Genomic DNA, 15,795 nt, shown 5'->3' with positions numbered 1-15,795 from the left:
TCAAAACGCACTTAGCGTACTAAAAAAACAATTATGGTAGGAATAATCATGGGAAGCACCAGCGATATGCCGGTGATGCAAGCAGCGATAGATGTTCTTGAACAACTGGGAATCAAAACTGAAGTTGATATCGTTTCGGCACACCGCACTCCAGATAAATTGTTTGACTATGGTAAAAACGCGCATGAGCGCGGTATTCAGGTGATTATCGCCGGTGCTGGTGGTGCAGCACATTTACCGGGAATGATCGCTTCATTATCTCCGCTACCCGTAATTGGCGTACCCGTAAAATCCCGTAATTCGATAGACGGGTGGGATTCTGTGCTTTCTATTCTACAAATGCCGGGAGGTGTTCCTGTGGCAACGGTAGCCCTTGACGGCGCTCAAAATGCAGGAATACTGGCTGCTCAAATTCTTGGAGCTTCAGATGTAAAGATTCGTGAGAATATCATTGCCTTCAAAAACGGACTCAAAGAAAAAGTGATCAAAGGCGCTGCCTCGATCAAAAAGTAAAGGACTTTTAGGCAAGCCTTTATTCTTCAACCTTTTAGCCGTGCAAAAAAAGAGAGCCGTTAAAAACGGCTCTCGAGAAATGTATAAGGTAAATTAAAGTATTTATTAACCATTCTAAATATTATTAATCAAACCCTTGCTACATATCTGTGCTAGTATTTTTGGAGTAACAAATTTACTTTAAAGTAAAGAAAATTATCGTCAAAGATATCATAATACTAGCTAAAATACATTTAATTCAAAAAAATCTAGAGAAAATTGAAAGATTCAGAAAATATATTGCTGCAAAATTTTGATATCGCACCTTTTGATGCGATACAAAATGAAGACTATAAGCCTGCGATTGAAGCAGCTATCGCTCAGGCAAGACAAGAAATAGATCTAATAACTAACAATCCAGAACCCGCAACTTTTGAGAATACCATTGCCGCGCTGGATTATGCAGGTTACCAATTAGACCGGGTAACCAGCATCTTTTTTAACTTGAATAGTGCCGAAACCAACGAGACGATTCAGAAAACGGCCCAAGAGGTTTCTCCGCTATTATCAGAGTTTTCTAATGACATTACGCTTAACGAAGCTTTGTTTAAACGCGTTAAAAATGTTTACGATTCACGCGAGTCTCTTGATCTTACCAGAGAAGAGGAAGTGTTATTAGATAAACGCTATAAAGGTTTTTCTCGCAACGGTGCTAATTTAGCTGAAGACAAAAAAGCACGTTTACGTGAGATCGATACCGAATTGTCCAAGCTTTCGCTAACATTTGGCGAAAATGTTTTAGCCGAAACAAACAAGTTTGAGTTGCATCTTACTGATGAAGCAGACCTTGCCGGATTACCGGAAAGCACCAAAGAAGCTGCAGCACAAACCGCTGAGGAAAAAGGGAAAGAAGGCTGGGTGTTTACACTTGAATATCCTAGCTACATTCCGTTTATGAAATATGCTGAAAACCGTGAATTGCGTAAAAAAATGGCGATAGCCTTCGGGGCAAAAGGTTTTCATAATGACGAACTAGACAATCAGGAGAATGTTCTTAAAATCGTGAATCTGCGTCAGGAACGCGCTAATCTTTTAGGCTATAAAACCCATGCGCATTTTGTTCTCGAAGAGCGTATGGCTAAAAGCCCTGAGAATGTAGAACGTTTCTTACAAGATCTACTGGAGAAAGCTAAACCTGCGGCTGAACGCGAATTTACACAACTTGCCAACTTCGCTAAGAAACGCGATGGCATCGAAGAATTACAAAAATGGGACAGCGCTTTTTATTCTGAAAAACTGAAGCAAGAGCTTTTTGAATTGGATGATGAGCAACTGAAGCCCTACTTTAAATTAGAGAATGTTATTAACGGCGTCTTCACTATTGCTCAGAAATTATACAAGCTTCGTTTTGTTGAAGTACAAGACATTCCAAAATATCACAAAGACGTAAAGACGTATCAGGTTTTTGATGACAAGGATAATTTTATCGCCATTTTTTATGCTGATTTTCATCCGCGTGCCGGGAAACGTGCAGGAGCTTGGATGACGCAATACAAAGGTCAGTTTAAAAAAGATGGAGTGAATGAGCGACCACACGTTTCTAATGTGTGCAACTTTACAAAACCGACGGCTTCAAAACCGTCTTTATTAACTTTTAACGAGGTGACTACACTGTTTCACGAGTTTGGCCATGGACTTCACGGAATGTTAGCAAACACCACCTATCCTAGCCTGTCTGGGCCATCTGTATATTGGGATTTTGTTGAATTACCAAGTCAGGTTTTAGAGAACTGGTGTTACGAGCCTGAGGCTTTAGAATTATTTGCCAAGCATTACGAGACCGGAGAAACCATCCCGATGGTATTGATCGATAAGATCAAAAAAGCAGCCAACTTTCAAGAAGGGATGCAAACGCTGCGCCAGTTGAGTTTTGGTATTTTGGATATGTCTTGGCACGGTGCAGACCCTAGCGGAATAACCGATGTAAAAGCGCACGAAAAAGCTGCTTTTGAAAACACCAAACTCTACCCGGATGTTGCCGAGAACTGTATGAGTGTTTCATTCTCGCATATTTTTCAAGGTGGATATTCTAGCGGATACTATTCGTACAAATGGGCAGAAGTCTTGGATGCTGATGCTTTTGCATACTTTAAAGAAAACGGTATTTTTAATGCTGAAGTCGCGCAGAAATTTAAAGATCACGTACTCTCTCAAGGAGGCACCGAAGATCCTATGGTTTTATACAAGCGCTTCCGCGGAAAAGAACCTAATCCTGAAGCACTTTTAAAAAGAGCCGGATTGATTAAATAGAAAAGCCTAAGCCTCATCACTTGATGAGGCTTTTTTATTTATTCTTTTCCTCGATCCATTTACTCATAAACTTAGAAGCTTGAAGCGATTGATGCCAAAGCATTGCGCCTGTAAAATTTGAAAGGCGATGGGTTTCCAGATTGTCTTGTAAATCACTCAGCCGCTTTTTGAAAACAGAATTCCATTCTTCTTTAGAAAAGCGTTGATTTACAATGATTGCCCCATTGGCTTGCGCTTCTGCAAATTTATTCTTGTCCTTATATAATGCGATTGCAGCTTCTGCAAAGGCTTTAGGATCATCGACCACGCTTCCGTTGAAGTCTAGTTCGCCGTGCATTCCTTCTGCACCGACGCTTGTCGTTACTGCCGGCGTTCCGCATTGCATGGCGTCCAGTAATTTTCCTTTTAAACCTGCTCCTGTGAGTAAAGGTGCGAGTAATACCCGAGCTTCTTCTATAACTTCGTGCGCGCTTTCGGCTCTGCCCAAAACATAAAAATGCTCTTTAGGATTATGCAACTGCGTATGCTTTTCTGCGGGATACGAACCGTAAACACGCATTTCGGCATCCGGTAACTGCTTACGAATGAGCGGCCAGATTTCCGTTTTTAAATACCGCACCGAAAGCCAATTGGGTTCGTGTCTAAAATTCCCGATCGTCACAAAATGCTTCCGCGTCTCAAAAGATTTCCAAGCCTGCTGCTCTTCCGAGGTAATTGGTGCAACCATAAACGGCAAGTACAACAATTGCGAATCGGGCACTTTAAAAAACTCCTGCAGCAACTGCATTTCAGCTTCCGAAATAATTAAGGAGAGATCGCAACGATAGATACTGGCGAGCTCGCGCTTTGCGTAATCGGTATGCAAATGCCTTTCAGAAAAGGCTTCATTCGCTTTTAGAGCAGCCTCTCTCCCCTTTCTCAAGCCGTGCAAGTCAATCGTTTCTAAAACACGTAGCGCACCCGGACACTGCTCTTTTACCCGCCAACCGAATTGCTCTTCGATCACGAACTTGTCAAACAACACCAGATCGGGATTGAGTTCTTTGATAAAGACATCAAATGAAGCGTTGTTCAATTGAATATTGTGCGTTTGTACACCTAGCGCCTTCAAGTCTTCAGCGTAGGGCGTTTTACCTGCGGCACAAGCAAAACTCACAGCATACCCCTGGGCTTGCAAGCTTCCCAGCAGTTGCATAATGCGCGTTCCCGCCGCAGACGAAACCGGCTCCGGCCAAACATTACCTATAATTAATGCGTTCATAGCGCAAAGATAGTTTTACTAAAGCAGTAAACAACCTCACTGCAAGTCCTTGAAGAAATAGTTAGAAACTGGTTTTCAATTTCGAATCAAGTCTTTAAAAATTATACCTATTGGCGGTACCAGTAAATAAGTTTCAATAATTACTGAAACTTTAAAATATTTAATTATATTTGAGTATGGAATTCAACGAAGCAAAAGCACAATTTTTACAAACCTGGGGCGCATTAGGTTCGCAATGGGGCATTAATAAAACCATGGCGCAAATTCATGCATTATTAATGATCTCTCCAGATTCGCTTTCTATGGAAGATGTGATGGAAGAGTTGCAGATCTCTCGTGGTAATGCCAGTATGAACCTACGCGGACTTATTGACTGGGGCATTGTATATAAAGAGTACAAACCCGGTGAGCGTCGGGAGTATTTTAAAGCTGATCAGGACGTTGATTCCCTGGCCCGCAAGATTGCTGTGGAACGGAGCAAACGGGAGATCAAACCGGCACTTCGCGTTCTAGAAGGCGTAAAAAACTTTGACGAAACCGATGAAAGTCCGGAAGCTTTAAAGTTTAAAATGAAAACGCAAGAGCTTCACGATTTTGTAAACAAAGCAGATACGATGCTGGAGAAAATCGTTAACCAAAAAGAAAATTGGATCACTAAAACCATCATGAAACTGATGACCTAGATCTAAGCTTTGGTTTCTATGGAATAAATTCAGGCTGAGAAGAATTTTCCAGAAACATTCACAATTATATATTTCAATATTTTCTGAAAGTTTAAAAATAATGATATGAACTATAATTTATTCACATATGCTGTTTACCTCATTTTAATGATTGGCGTCATCTATTATATAGGAAAAGTATGCTACACCAATGGAAGAGCATTTATTTTCAATGTAGTTCAAGACCATAACCTTACAGATCGCACTAACAAACTTCTACTTGCAGGCTATTACCTCATTAACATTGGGTTTGTAATTGTGACTATCAGTGGTTGGCCTAAGATCACGAGTCCGATTGATATCATACACGAACTAAGCAAGTATATAGGCTTCTTACTTTTTCTGCTGGCCACACTTCACTATTTCAACATCTACTTTATTACACATTTATTTAATAAACTATTTAATTCTTAAAATCACTTACTTATGGAAACTTCAAAAATTCTAATCGGTTACCTCATCTATTTACCCATTACAATCACCCTAACGCTTTTTGTATCTAATATCCTGTTCACCAATGGAAGGTTATTTATGATAGATATTTTTAAAGGGAAAGAGGAAATCGCCCTTGCTACTAACCGACTTTTTAAGGTAGGATTCTATCTTTTGAATATTGGGTTTGCTTTGCTCATTATGGAAATCCAAGACTATGGTTTTGATAACACCTATCAAAATCTAGCCGAAGTTCTAAGCTCAAAGATTGGTGGTTTTACAATCTATTTAGGCTTGATACTCTTCTTTAATATCTTTTTATTCTTTAGAGGAAGAAAAAAATCCAGACAACATTTAAATACTGTTGAATAATGAGACTTGAATCCAAAGCCATCAAAGGAGGTATTTTACTAGGCACGTTTGCTCTTATTTCATTTTTGGCTATGATGCACTTTTTATTTGATTCAATAAAAACTGTATTTGATAGCAAAATAATTTACTTCTTTTTAATAGCCTGCATGTTGAATTATTTGGTTAGTATCGGTACGAGTGCTTTTTGCTTAAAATCAATTCGCCGAGGCCGAAATCCTAAACTGATGGGATTGGCCTATACATTCCTGTCATTACTCGTCTTCTCGTTGATTTTCGACATCCCTTATTTCATTTATGATTGCTCTATAAATCCTGAACACTTTTCAGAAAACTTGACAATGCTGTGGGCCTCTCCTCTTTATTGTTTTGTAATGGGCTCTTTACCAGCACTCGTTATCTGTATTCCTTTTGGACTGTATTTAGATGATGATCTGCTGTAAACAAAAAAGCGCCACTCGTTATGAATGGCGCTTTTTAATTTATGTTTTAGAAGACTACGCTTCTTCCATATATTCTTCAATTGGAGCACAGGTACAGATTAGGTTTCGGTCCCCGTAAGCATCATCTACTCGACGTACAGAAGGCCAGAATTTGTTATCTGCAACATACTCCAGCGGATAAGCCGCTTGCTGGCGCGTATACGGTAAATCCCAAGTTTCAGCAGTCAACATATGCATCGTGTGCGGTGCATTTTTAAGCACGTTATTATCATTATCTGCAGTTGCCTGATCGATCTCTTTTCTAATACTGATCATTGCATCACAAAAACGATCTAACTCCTGCTTGCTTTCACTCTCTGTAGGCTCGATCATCATTGTTCCTGCAACCGGGAAAGATACCGTAGGCGAATGAAAACCGTAATCAATTAAACGCTTAGCGATATCAACCACCTCGATCCCATTATCTTTAAATGGACGACAATCGATGATCATCTCGTGAGCCGCACGTCCTTTTTCACCAGAATACAATACTTCAAAAGCACCTTTTAAACGCTCTTTGATATAGTTGGCATTTAGAATGGCAGCTTCCGTAGATTGTTTCAGTCCGTCTGCGCCTAGCATTTTGATGTAGGCATAACTGATCAAACACACTAAAGAAGATCCCCAAGGTGCTGCAGAAATCGCAGAAATCGCTTGTTCGCCTCCGGTCTTGATCACCGGGTTCGTTGGTAAAAACGGAACCAGCTGCTCTGCCACACAAATAGGTCCTACGCCTGGTCCACCACCACCGTGAGGAATTGCAAAGGTTTTATGCAAGTTAAGGTGACAAACATCGGCACCAATTTTCCCTGGATTGGTCAAACCAACCTGCGCATTCATATTGGCACCATCCATATACACCTGACCACCATTCTCGTGAATGATCGAAGTAATTTCTTGAATCGCGCTTTCATAAACTCCGTGTGTTGATGGATAAGTCACCATCAAGGCAGCAAGGTTATCTTTATATTTTTCAGCTTTTTCACGAAGATCGTCAACGTCGATGTTTCCTGCTTCAGTAGCTTTGGTTACTACTACCTGCATCCCGGCCATCACGGCACTTGCAGGGTTTGTCCCGTGTGCAGAAGATGGAATTAAGCAAATATTTCTATGATGATCATTTCTACTTTCGTGGTAGGCTTTAATCACCATCAATCCTGCATATTCTCCTTGCGCTCCGGAATTAGGCTGAAGACTTGTTCCTGCAAAACCGGTAATTTCGGTTAGTTGATCTTCTAATTTTTTAAGAACCGTTTGATATCCTTCGGCTTGTTCTACCGGCACAAACGGGTGAATTCCGCCCCAACGCGCATCACTTAGCGGAAGCATTTCGGCAGCAGCATTCAGCTTCATCGTACACGATCCTAACGAGATCATACTGTGATTTAACGAAAGATCTTTACGCTCTAAACGCTTGATGTAACGCATCAACTCCGTTTCAGAATGATAGCTGTTAAACACCTCGTTGGTCATAAATTCTGTTTTACGACCTAAAGCTTCCGGGATCGTAATCTCGTCAACCAAAGCTTCTAAATGCGTGAATTCTTTACCTAAAGCTTCAGCAAAAACGGAAATAACTTTATTAAGATCAGAAAGGCTTGTCGCTTCGTTTACCGCAATTGAAACGGTTTCAGCATCCGGATAGTAGAAGTTGATCTCATTTGCTTCTGCATACTTGCGCACTGTTGCCGCATCTGTTTTTACTCGAATGGTATCAAAATAAGCAGAATTCAGCTGATACAATCCTAAATTTTCTAACGCATCGGCAAGGGTTGCTGCAGTACGTTGAATTTTGGTCGCGATATATTCAAGACCTTTTGGTCCGTGATACACCCCATACATCCCTGCCATAACAGCAAGAAGTACTTGAGCTGTACAAATGTTTGAAGTCGCTTTATCGCGCTTGATATGTTGCTCTCGGGTTTGAAGCGCCATACGTAACGCACGGTCTCCATTGCGATCTTTGGTCACCCCAATGATACGCCCCGGGATATTTCTTTTATATTCCTCACGTGTCGCAAAATAAGCAGCGTGCGGCCCACCGTATCCTAACGGAATTCCGAAACGCTGGGTAGTACCAACCACAACATCTGCGCCTAAATGCCCCGGTGATTCTAAAAGCACCAAGCTCATAATATCTGCCGCAACAGCAACTTTGATATCTGCTTCTTTAGCTTTAGCAATAAATCCGGCATAATCGTGAACTTCACCTGATGCTGAAGGGTATTGTAACAAGGCTCCAAAGAATTCTGAACTAAAGTCAAATTCTTGCGGATTACCTATTACCAACTCTACACCTACCGGAAGCGCTCGTGTTTCTAATACAGATAAGGTTTGTGGTAAAACTTCTTTATCAACAAAGAATTTAACCACTTCGTTCTTTTTCTGAGCTCGGCTGCGAACTGCTGCGAGTAGCGTCATCGCCTCTGCCGCTGCGGTAGACTCATCAAGTAATGAGGCATTAGCAAGTTCCATCCCGGTCAGATCACTAATCATTGTCTGGAAGTTCAATAAAGCTTCAAGACGACCTTGAGCAATCTCCGCTTGATACGGCGTGTAGGCTGTGTACCAACCCGGATTCTCTAAAATATTACGCTGAATAACCGCAGGGATTTTAGACTCGTGGTATCCTAAACCAATGTAGGTTTTAAACAGTTTGTTTTTATTGGCCAAAGCATTGATGTGCGTGGCATACTCATACTCACTAAGCGCCGGCTCCAAATCAAGGGCTTTTTTCAATTTAATTCCATCAGGTAAGGTCTCATAGATCAATTGATCTATAGTTTCTGCCCCGATCGCTTTTAACATCTCCTCTTTCTCCTCAGGTCTTGGACCAATGTGTCTTAGTGAAAAAACATCTGTTCTCATATGCAATTTATGTGTGTTTAGAATGGCGCAAAAGTACAATTTCAGATATATATTTTCATCGATATACCTCCTACTTTTTTAACCACTTAAAGCACTTATTAACACATACCCTATCTTTACCTGATGAAACACCTTAAGGGGCTTTTTGATTTTTACATCAACAGCAGTATTCACGTGGCTTTTGCTGTGCTTTCTCTTGTTTTTGTAACCGAAAAAGAACTTGAGCTGAGTCTCGATTTTAACTTCAACGCCTTTATCTTTTTAGGTACAATTACCGGCTACAACTTTGTTAAATATGCTTCGGTAGCAGGATTACATCATCGCAACCTCACCAAAAGGCTTAAGGTGATTCAACTATTTTCATTCGTTTGCATTTTAGCCTTAGCCTATTTTGCGTTTCAATTTGATTTGGAATTTTGGCTTTCCTGCGCTCCGCTGGCTCTCTTGACAGCTCTTTATGCAGTCCCTTTTTTACCGAATAACACCAACTTAAGAACCTTACCCACACTGAAAATTTTCATCATTGCCGTAGTATGGGCCGGTGTTTCTGTGTATTTACCGGTAGTGTATGAGGCATCTGCGTTTACAACCGAATTCTACCTGATGCTTGCACAACGCTTTATGCTGGTTCTGGCTTTGATCATCCCTTTTGAGATACGCGATCTTACCTATGACTCAGCCGCGCTGGGAACTTTACCGCAAGTATTAGGCATAAAAAAAACCAAGCTATTTGGTTTATCAATGGTATTAGGGTGTGTTATTCTGGAAGTTTTAAAAACTGAAACCTTCTCTGCTTACAGCATTGTACAGTACTGTATTTTATTGATCACAGCCTTTGCAATTCTAAAATCGAGCACGAAGCAATCTTCTTACTATGCTTCGTTCTTTGTGGAAGGAATCCCGATCTTATGGGCAATTTTTATTCTGGCTTTTTAGCAAGTTCACGTGCTAACTCTTCACGTATGCGCTTCTTGCATTCTTCTGGCATTTGCTTACACTTAGAATCTTTCAAAAGTTTGGTAAGCTTTGCGTTGCGCTCTGAGTACTTGGCGCATTGCTTGCACATCATCACGTGCATACGCACGCTAAGCTTTTCAAAAAAAGAAGCATCCTCATATTGACCTTTGTCACATAAGTGTCCTGCTTTTTTACAATCTACAAATAGTTTCATCTTTTATAACCAATTTTCTTCAAGACAGCTTGCTAGCGCCGTACGGGCTCTGTGAATGATTACCCACAAATTAGACGGCGTAATATCAAATTCTTTACAAATAGTTTCAGTATCCTGGCCTTCTATCGTTTTTTTTCTAAAGATAGCTGCCTGTTTTTCTGGCAATTTGCCCAGACACGCATAGATCGCAACACCCAATTCGGTATTTTCAAGATCATCTTCGGCGGTACGATCAAAAGGATCTGCAACACGTTCTTCTAACCAGTCGCCTGCTTCTTCATCGTTTGAATAGTTCATACGAACCTCTGCCTTGCCCTTGTTAGAATTTATTTTGCGATAATAGTCAATTATTTTACGTTTTAAAATAGAAATCAGCCATGTACGCTCGCTGGCTTCTCCTTTAAAGTTTTTCATTGACTTTAAACCTGCTAAAAAGGTTTCTGAAATTATATCTTCGGCCACCTCCTTATCGTTCACCTTTACAATCGTGTAATTGTAGAGGTAATCTGAGTATTTATCCACCCATTTTTGGGGATCGAGCTGGTGGTTTGCCATAATTGGTAAGTCAGTTAAATAACAAGCCGCAAATTTACGTAATTCTAAATAGCAGTTTAAAAGTAAAATTATTTTAGCCAATAGCAACATCATGAAGATTTATACCTTCATTATAACTCAACCTAATCTGTTACATTTGCTGCTTTATCAAGTAAACTAAAAACGGTGTACGAAAAAACTTTTCCCAACAAACGCTACGCAATTACCGCGCGCTTCTTAAAAGAAGTGCTGCCCAAAGAAGCTAAAATCCTTGATTTGGGAGTTGAAAATCCTTTTTCTGAAATTATGAAGACTGAAGGATATTCGGTTCAAAACACCTCTGGAGAAGATCTGGATCTTGACACCACCGCTGTAAAAAACACAACTGTTGATGCTGTTACTGCCTTTGAAATCTTTGAACATCTGCTAGCACCTTTTAATGTTTTAAAAGCTATTGAAGCCGATAAGCTTGTGGCGAGTATTCCGCTTAAATTGTGGTTTTCGCCGGCCTACCAAAGTAAAACTGACGCTTGGGATCGTCATTATCACGAGTTTGAAGATTGGCAGTTTGACTGGCTTTTAGAAAAGTCAGGTTGGGAGATCAAAAAGCGGGAAAAATTCACACATCCGGTAAAAAAAATAGGCTTTAGACCGTTACTCAGGCTTTTTACCCCGCGCTATTACCTTATTTACGCAGAGCGAAAATGAAACTAGTAATCATCATACCGGCGTATAACGAGGCTGCACTAATAGGCAAAACCTTAGACTCGCTTCTGGCGCAACGTTTTTCAGCAGAAAAAATAGTCATTGTTGATGATGGAAGCACCGATCAAACTCCTGAGGTCGTTCTTGAGTATGCTGAAAAGAATCCTTCCATTCAACTGATACAGAAGTCTTCTGAAGCTGCACATTTACCCGGAAGCAAAGTCGTGCAGGCATTTAATTACGGTTTGGAGCGCTTAGATGCTGATTATGACATTTTGTGCAAATTCGATGCAGATTTGATTTTTCCTGAAAACTATTTAGAAACCGTCATTAAGGCTTTTCAACAAAATCAAAATCTGGGGATGTACGGTGGTTTTTGCTATGTAGAACGCAACGGCTCTTGGGAACTCGAGAACCTAACCAATAAAGATCACATACGCGGCGCGCTTAAAAGTTACAGAAAAGATTGTTTTGAAGCCATTGGCGGACTCAAAACAGCGATGGGCTGGGATACCTTAGACGAATTGCTGGCACAATATCACGGCTGGGCAGTTGCTACCAATGAAGCGCTGCAGGTAAAACACCTAAAACCTACCGGACACACCTATTCTGCAAAAGCAAAATACAAGCAAGGCGAGGCCTTCTACGGAATGCGTTACGGACTTGCGCTAACTGCAATCGCATCAGGTAAGTTGGCGTTTAGAAAGAAAAGCTTCAAGCTCTTTAAAAACTACCTCAATGGCTATTTTAAGGCACAAAAAAAACACCTTCCGTATTTGGTTACCCAAGATGAAGGTGCTTTTATAAGAAAGCTCCGCTGGAGTAAAATCAAGCAGAAATTATTCTAAAAAAACCACTCTACCCTGAGTAGTGCCATAGCCCCACGAAGCGTGTATGAACTAGACAGTAGCTGATTCTCGTTTACAGCGTACAACTGATAATCTTTAGTATTAAATATATTATTTAGCGCTAAGCTGATATCGACATCCTTTTTTGCTAAGGCATATTTCAAATTTAGATCACAAAACAAGTATTGCAGCGCCTCCTGCTCGCCCTGATCCATATAACTGTGCTTTAAATCAATTCCTAGCTGAAAACCTTGAAAAGGTTGAATATTCAAACCCCCTTCCTGATCTACTCTAAAAGTTTGATAATTTAAGTTGTCACTAGATCCCTCGTTTACTTTAGTTGTACTAAAAATTAAGCGTGGTCTGTAAGTGAAAGTCAATTTCTTAAAGAACTTTTTATTGAACTGTGTTGAAAAGACAAATGAGTTATTTGTAAAAGGGACTAATTCATCATTAATTAGTCTATTAAAGATTGAATAATTATACCCAGATTTGAAAGAAAGCACGTTTCTTAGCGCAAACACATATTTACTGAAACTCAAATTTGCACTATACGTCTTCGTCTCGTTACTTAGGGGTAAACTGACAATGGTCTGTATATCATCTTCAATGGTATAACTCAATATTGAATTTGTTTGACTTTTCTCGTAAGACAATCCTGCATTTAAAAACAACAGTGCAACAGACTTTTCAAATTTATAATTGAGGCCATACGACTGTCTCCGGGTTTCCTGCAAATCTGCCTCATTTGATTCTAAAAACCGGTAATTGCGTAAAACAGCGCCTCTAAAAACTTGCGTGATGTTTCCAAAGGTTTTTCCATATGCATAACGCGCTGTTAGTTCTTCTTCAGCAGCTATTTTATACTTTACGCTGAGTTCAGGATTGATAAAAAAGTCTGTCTTTTTTTTATCCAGTTCATAAGCTTTATCCTGATAAGAAAGTGTCTGAAATATTACAGGTACATTTAATGAAGCTTCAAAATTTGTAGTAGCAAACTGATAGGATGGTTTGAAATAAACTTGCTGCCTCAACCACTGTAGATTGTTCCCGGAATCCATTTGAAACTCTTGAACCTGATCATTATTCCTAAAACTCAAACCACTTTCTAAACGCTGACTTTCTATCAAATAGCCTAATTGATATTGTTGCTTAACAACTTTACTTCCTTTTATGTAGGACACATAAGCATTTGAATTAAATGTGGGTAATCTAAAAGATTGATTAACCTCATCATTCATCCCCATAAATCCGGGAATTTCAGAATTATAACCATTTCCTATACTCAGTTTTTTATCATTCGTACTGTATTGGGATAACCAGCGAACCTCAAACACCCCTTCATTTTTTAACTGAGGTATCCAGTTAAAATCATTAGAAAACATCCAGGATTTTTGGTGGAGTTCCTGAGCAAAGTTTTGGCGATTAGAAACTATGCCTGCATCACTATTTTTTTGATCAACATTAAAGCTCAACTTATTCTGAAAGAAACTGGTTTCTTTGTTTTTCAGAATGTTCAACGTGCTATTAAACAAAAAAGGTCTTTGGGTAATGCGTTGATCTTCAGAATAGGATAGCGTATCTGTCGCAGTAAAATTTGCAACCCTACTGTTATAGCTCAACACATTTGTATCAGTAAACGCCTGTACATTTAATTTAAGTTGTAAGCCGCTATCTGTAGTATACAGGTTATTTAGATTAACAACTTTAGATTTATTGAAATAATAGGTTGATAAAGGTACATCTGGTGCGCCTACCGTACCCAGTGATAAAGAATAAGAAGCAGGGTCCTGACTGATATCAGAACGTAAGTCTGCATCGCCCAATCGTTTAAAATCTGCCCGGTAATCAACCGCCGCATTATTAATCGCTACCGTATTGAGCATTTTTATACGTTTATTGAGTAGTATAGGTGTAATTGAAAGATCATAAAGCCCCGGCGCCCCGGCGGCAATATCTGCTTTTGTAGAAACCGCCATACTATTCTCGTCCTTCAGAACAAGGTTCATTGCTACCTTTTCTGTGAGCACCTTTTCTTGAAGCACCTTGATGGGCTGATGGTTTTGAATGACATCTACCCCTTGAATATCCTCTTTGCGTATTGCCTTAGTCGCGGGACCATATCTGCCATCCATTAGGTCATCACCCTGAATATAAAGATTTGAAACTTTCTCTCCATTAAAATAAATCGCACCGTCATCACCCACTTGTACTCCCGGCATACGCTTTAACACATCCCCTATACTACGATCTTCTGCCTTCTGAAAACTAGAAACTCTGTATTTTAAAGTATCGCCACTACGTTTAACTACCGGTCTATTCTTTATAACGATTTCATCTAATGCAGTAGCATCAGGCTCCAGAACAAAGCGATACTCATCCTTAGCATCAGCCAGTTCTATTTGTTGGGTCTTAAAACCTAAATAATTCACTTCTAAAAAGATTTGCGATTCACCATTTAATACGGGAAGCACCAGCTCAAAATAGCCCTGATCATCTGAAATGGTATAGGCTAGAATATCACCAGAATCATTTGAAACTAAAGTAACACTTGCTCTATCAAGCCTCTCAGAATTTTCACCGGTGACCGTCCCGGTTATTGATCTATTTTGAGACATTACCGTAAATCCCATAAAAAAAATCCCATAAAAGGAAAAATGGAGAACAATTCTCTTAAAAAGTTTTATGATATAGCCTTGTCGTAAAATATTAGTCTAATTCTAAAGGATTGTATTCTTCTATCTTATCAAGAGAACGGTTACCGGGATCTTCCATATTCATTATCGCAACCTGGGTGTCTGGAAAAACTGCATTTAAAACGCCAATAGGATCTTTAATAAATGAATGTTCTAACCTATTTAATTCTTTAGCGTTAACAGGTATTGCCAACTGTGGATATAATTGAAAAGTCTCTGTAGTTTCTTCAGGATCTGTATTGCGTGTTATTTCTTTAAGAATAAATTGTACTTCTTCTTTTAAATCCCGTGCCTCCAGAATCAAACCCGGTAATCCTCCCAGTTTCCAAGGTCCATTTTGAAAAGGTAAATCTGTGGTAAACCAGGCTTCGTAGGTACGACCAGCATAATCACCTAAAGCTTTTTGACAGCTATAGCCTCCAAGTTCTTTTTTGTCTTTTGTAATCTTCCAATTTATGTCTGGTATCTTACTGTTCAATAAGTAGGTTTTATTACCTAAAAAGGTGTACTGTGTTAGCGCTTGTTCTTTTAGGTCTTTTAAGGTTTCTTCGCGTAAAAACACGCCTCCATTATTCACCAGTAAACCCAAGCCTCCTACAACGGTAGTTGCAGAAGAAGACGCAGTGCTTTGCAACTGTTCTTGCTGGGCTAGTAATGCAGGTTTATTATTGTTATAAACGTAAATGGTTGTGTACCGGCTCGTATTTTTAGCGAGGGACAGTACCATATCTGCTACATAAGGAGGTTCAGGATTGGCAAGATCACGCACATGTTTAAATTCGTATACCACGTTTAGTATCGTTTTTTCCTGTCCGCTTACTCGACCTAAAAAACTAAATATCATTCCCAGAGACATAATTACATTCAGTAAACACTTACTCATTCTATTCATTGTCATACGGTTA

The 15,795-nt window shown here is 39.7% G+C and carries 15 protein-coding genes; 9 read left to right on the top strand and 6 right to left on the bottom strand.

The window, feature by feature from the left end:
* Positions 1-33 precede the first annotated feature (33 nt).
* Entirely contained in the window at positions 34-513 is a 480-nt protein-coding gene (gene purE / locus MED217_RS03785) for a 5-(carboxyamino)imidazole ribonucleotide mutase (protein ID WP_009779153.1), read from the top strand.
* Between the two features lie 258 nt (positions 514-771).
* Positions 772-2,802, top strand: a complete 2,031-nt coding sequence (locus tag MED217_RS03780) for a M3 family metallopeptidase (protein WP_009779152.1) — start codon at positions 772-774, stop codon at positions 2,800-2,802.
* 34 nt (positions 2,803-2,836) lie between these two features.
* Here MED217_RS03780 and MED217_RS03775 read toward each other — a convergent pair whose 3' ends face one another.
* Positions 2,837-4,063 (bottom strand): glycosyltransferase family 4 protein, encoded by a 1,227-nt coding sequence (locus MED217_RS03775; RefSeq protein WP_009779151.1) that lies wholly within the window; start codon positions 4,061-4,063, stop codon positions 2,837-2,839.
* A gap of 176 nt (positions 4,064-4,239) precedes the next feature.
* Here MED217_RS03775 and MED217_RS03770 point away from each other — a divergent pair, with 176 nt between their 5' ends.
* The 4 genes from MED217_RS03770 (at position 4,240) to MED217_RS03755 (ending at position 6,029) form a co-directional block, all read left to right on the top strand.
* Entirely contained in the window at positions 4,240-4,746 is a 507-nt protein-coding gene (locus MED217_RS03770; RefSeq protein WP_009779150.1) for a GbsR/MarR family transcriptional regulator, read from the top strand.
* A gap of 105 nt (positions 4,747-4,851) precedes the next feature.
* Positions 4,852-5,199 carry a hypothetical protein gene (locus MED217_RS03765; protein WP_009779149.1) on the top strand — a complete coding sequence of 116 codons (348 nt, stop codon included), beginning with the start codon at positions 4,852-4,854 and terminating at the stop codon, positions 5,197-5,199.
* Between the two features lie 12 nt (positions 5,200-5,211).
* Complete coding sequence (locus MED217_RS03760) at positions 5,212-5,589, top strand: hypothetical protein (protein WP_009779148.1); 378 nt, start codon at positions 5,212-5,214, stop codon at positions 5,587-5,589.
* A complete protein-coding gene (locus MED217_RS03755) occupies positions 5,589-6,029 on the top strand; it encodes a hypothetical protein (RefSeq protein WP_009779147.1) in 441 nt (146 codons plus the stop codon). Before MED217_RS03760 ends, MED217_RS03755 begins: the two co-directional genes overlap by 1 nt.
* Before the next feature lie 54 nt (positions 6,030-6,083).
* Here MED217_RS03755 and gcvP read toward each other — a convergent pair whose 3' ends face one another.
* Positions 6,084-8,936, bottom strand: a complete 2,853-nt coding sequence (gene gcvP / locus MED217_RS03750; RefSeq protein WP_009779146.1) for an aminomethyl-transferring glycine dehydrogenase — start codon at positions 8,934-8,936, stop codon at positions 6,084-6,086.
* A 123-nt stretch (positions 8,937-9,059) separates the two neighbouring features.
* On the opposite strand from gcvP, the gene MED217_RS03745 reads away from it, so the two are divergent.
* Entirely contained in the window at positions 9,060-9,872 is an 813-nt protein-coding gene (locus MED217_RS03745) for a UbiA prenyltransferase family protein (RefSeq protein WP_009779145.1), read from the top strand.
* On the opposite strand, the gene MED217_RS03740 is transcribed toward MED217_RS03745, so the two are convergent.
* Together MED217_RS03740 and MED217_RS03735 are read right to left on the bottom strand one after the other, a co-directional pair.
* Positions 9,856-10,107 (bottom strand): hypothetical protein, encoded by a 252-nt coding sequence (locus MED217_RS03740; protein WP_009779144.1) that lies wholly within the window; start codon positions 10,105-10,107, stop codon positions 9,856-9,858. The genes MED217_RS03745 and MED217_RS03740 overlap by 17 nt on opposite strands.
* A 3-nt stretch (positions 10,108-10,110) precedes the next feature.
* A complete protein-coding gene (locus MED217_RS03735; RefSeq protein WP_040533207.1) occupies positions 10,111-10,662 on the bottom strand; it encodes a sigma-70 family RNA polymerase sigma factor in 552 nt (183 codons plus the stop codon).
* A gap of 165 nt (positions 10,663-10,827) precedes the next feature.
* Between MED217_RS03735 and MED217_RS03730 the strand changes: the two genes are divergently transcribed.
* Positions 10,828-11,349 (top strand): class I SAM-dependent methyltransferase, encoded by a 522-nt coding sequence (locus MED217_RS03730; RefSeq protein WP_009779142.1) that lies wholly within the window; start codon positions 10,828-10,830, stop codon positions 11,347-11,349.
* Positions 11,346-12,194: a glycosyltransferase family 2 protein gene (locus MED217_RS03725; RefSeq protein WP_009779141.1), complete on the top strand. Its 849-nt coding sequence runs from the start codon at positions 11,346-11,348 to the stop codon at positions 12,192-12,194. The genes MED217_RS03730 and MED217_RS03725 overlap by 4 nt, the downstream gene beginning before the upstream one ends.
* Here MED217_RS03725 and MED217_RS03720 read toward each other — a convergent pair.
* Positions 12,191-14,827 carry a peptidase associated domain and porin domain-containing protein gene (locus tag MED217_RS03720; RefSeq protein WP_009779140.1) on the bottom strand — a complete coding sequence of 879 codons (2,637 nt, stop codon included), beginning with the start codon at positions 14,825-14,827 and terminating at the stop codon, positions 12,191-12,193. The two genes, MED217_RS03725 and MED217_RS03720, sit on opposite strands and share 4 nt — an antisense overlap.
* 76 nt (positions 14,828-14,903) lie before the next feature.
* A complete protein-coding gene (locus MED217_RS18445) occupies positions 14,904-15,773 on the bottom strand; it encodes a GLPGLI family protein (RefSeq protein WP_195891553.1) in 870 nt (289 codons plus the stop codon).
* Between the last annotated feature and the right edge of the window lie 22 nt (positions 15,774-15,795).

The sequence above is a fragment of the Leeuwenhoekiella blandensis MED217 genome, from assembly GCF_000152985.1.
GTDB lineage: Bacteria > Bacteroidota > Bacteroidia > Flavobacteriales > Flavobacteriaceae > Leeuwenhoekiella > Leeuwenhoekiella blandensis.
The sequence above is the reverse complement of the archived record's forward strand: the minus strand, read 5'-3'. Positions and strand labels throughout refer to the sequence as shown.

Bases quoted from the DNA above. Each gene is read 5' to 3' on its own strand.
- purE (WP_009779153.1), top strand. From the start codon at position 34: ATGGTAGGAATAATCATGGGAAGCACCAGCGATATGCCGGTGATGCAA.
- MED217_RS03775 (WP_009779151.1), bottom strand. From the start codon at position 4,063: ATGAACGCATTAATTATAGGTAATGTTTGGCCGGAGCCGGTTTCGTCT.
- MED217_RS03770 (WP_009779150.1), top strand. From the start codon at position 4,240: ATGGAATTCAACGAAGCAAAAGCACAATTTTTACAAACCTGGGGCGCA.
- MED217_RS03765 (WP_009779149.1), top strand. From the start codon at position 4,852: ATGAACTATAATTTATTCACATATGCTGTTTACCTCATTTTAATGATT.
- MED217_RS03760 (WP_009779148.1), top strand. From the start codon at position 5,212: ATGGAAACTTCAAAAATTCTAATCGGTTACCTCATCTATTTACCCATT.
- MED217_RS03755 (WP_009779147.1), top strand. From the start codon at position 5,589: ATGAGACTTGAATCCAAAGCCATCAAAGGAGGTATTTTACTAGGCACG.
- gcvP (WP_009779146.1), bottom strand. From the start codon at position 8,936: ATGAGAACAGATGTTTTTTCACTAAGACACATTGGTCCAAGACCTGAG.
- MED217_RS03745 (WP_009779145.1), top strand. From the start codon at position 9,060: ATGAAACACCTTAAGGGGCTTTTTGATTTTTACATCAACAGCAGTATT.
- MED217_RS03740 (WP_009779144.1), bottom strand. From the start codon at position 10,107: ATGAAACTATTTGTAGATTGTAAAAAAGCAGGACACTTATGTGACAAA.
- MED217_RS03735 (WP_040533207.1), bottom strand. From the start codon at position 10,662: ATGGCAAACCACCAGCTCGATCCCCAAAAATGGGTGGATAAATACTCA.
- MED217_RS03725 (WP_009779141.1), top strand. From the start codon at position 11,346: ATGAAACTAGTAATCATCATACCGGCGTATAACGAGGCTGCACTAATA.
- MED217_RS03720 (WP_009779140.1), bottom strand. From the start codon at position 14,827: ATGGGATTTACGGTAATGTCTCAAAATAGATCAATAACCGGGACGGTC.
- MED217_RS18445 (WP_195891553.1), bottom strand. From the start codon at position 15,773: ATGAGTAAGTGTTTACTGAATGTAATTATGTCTCTGGGAATGATATTT.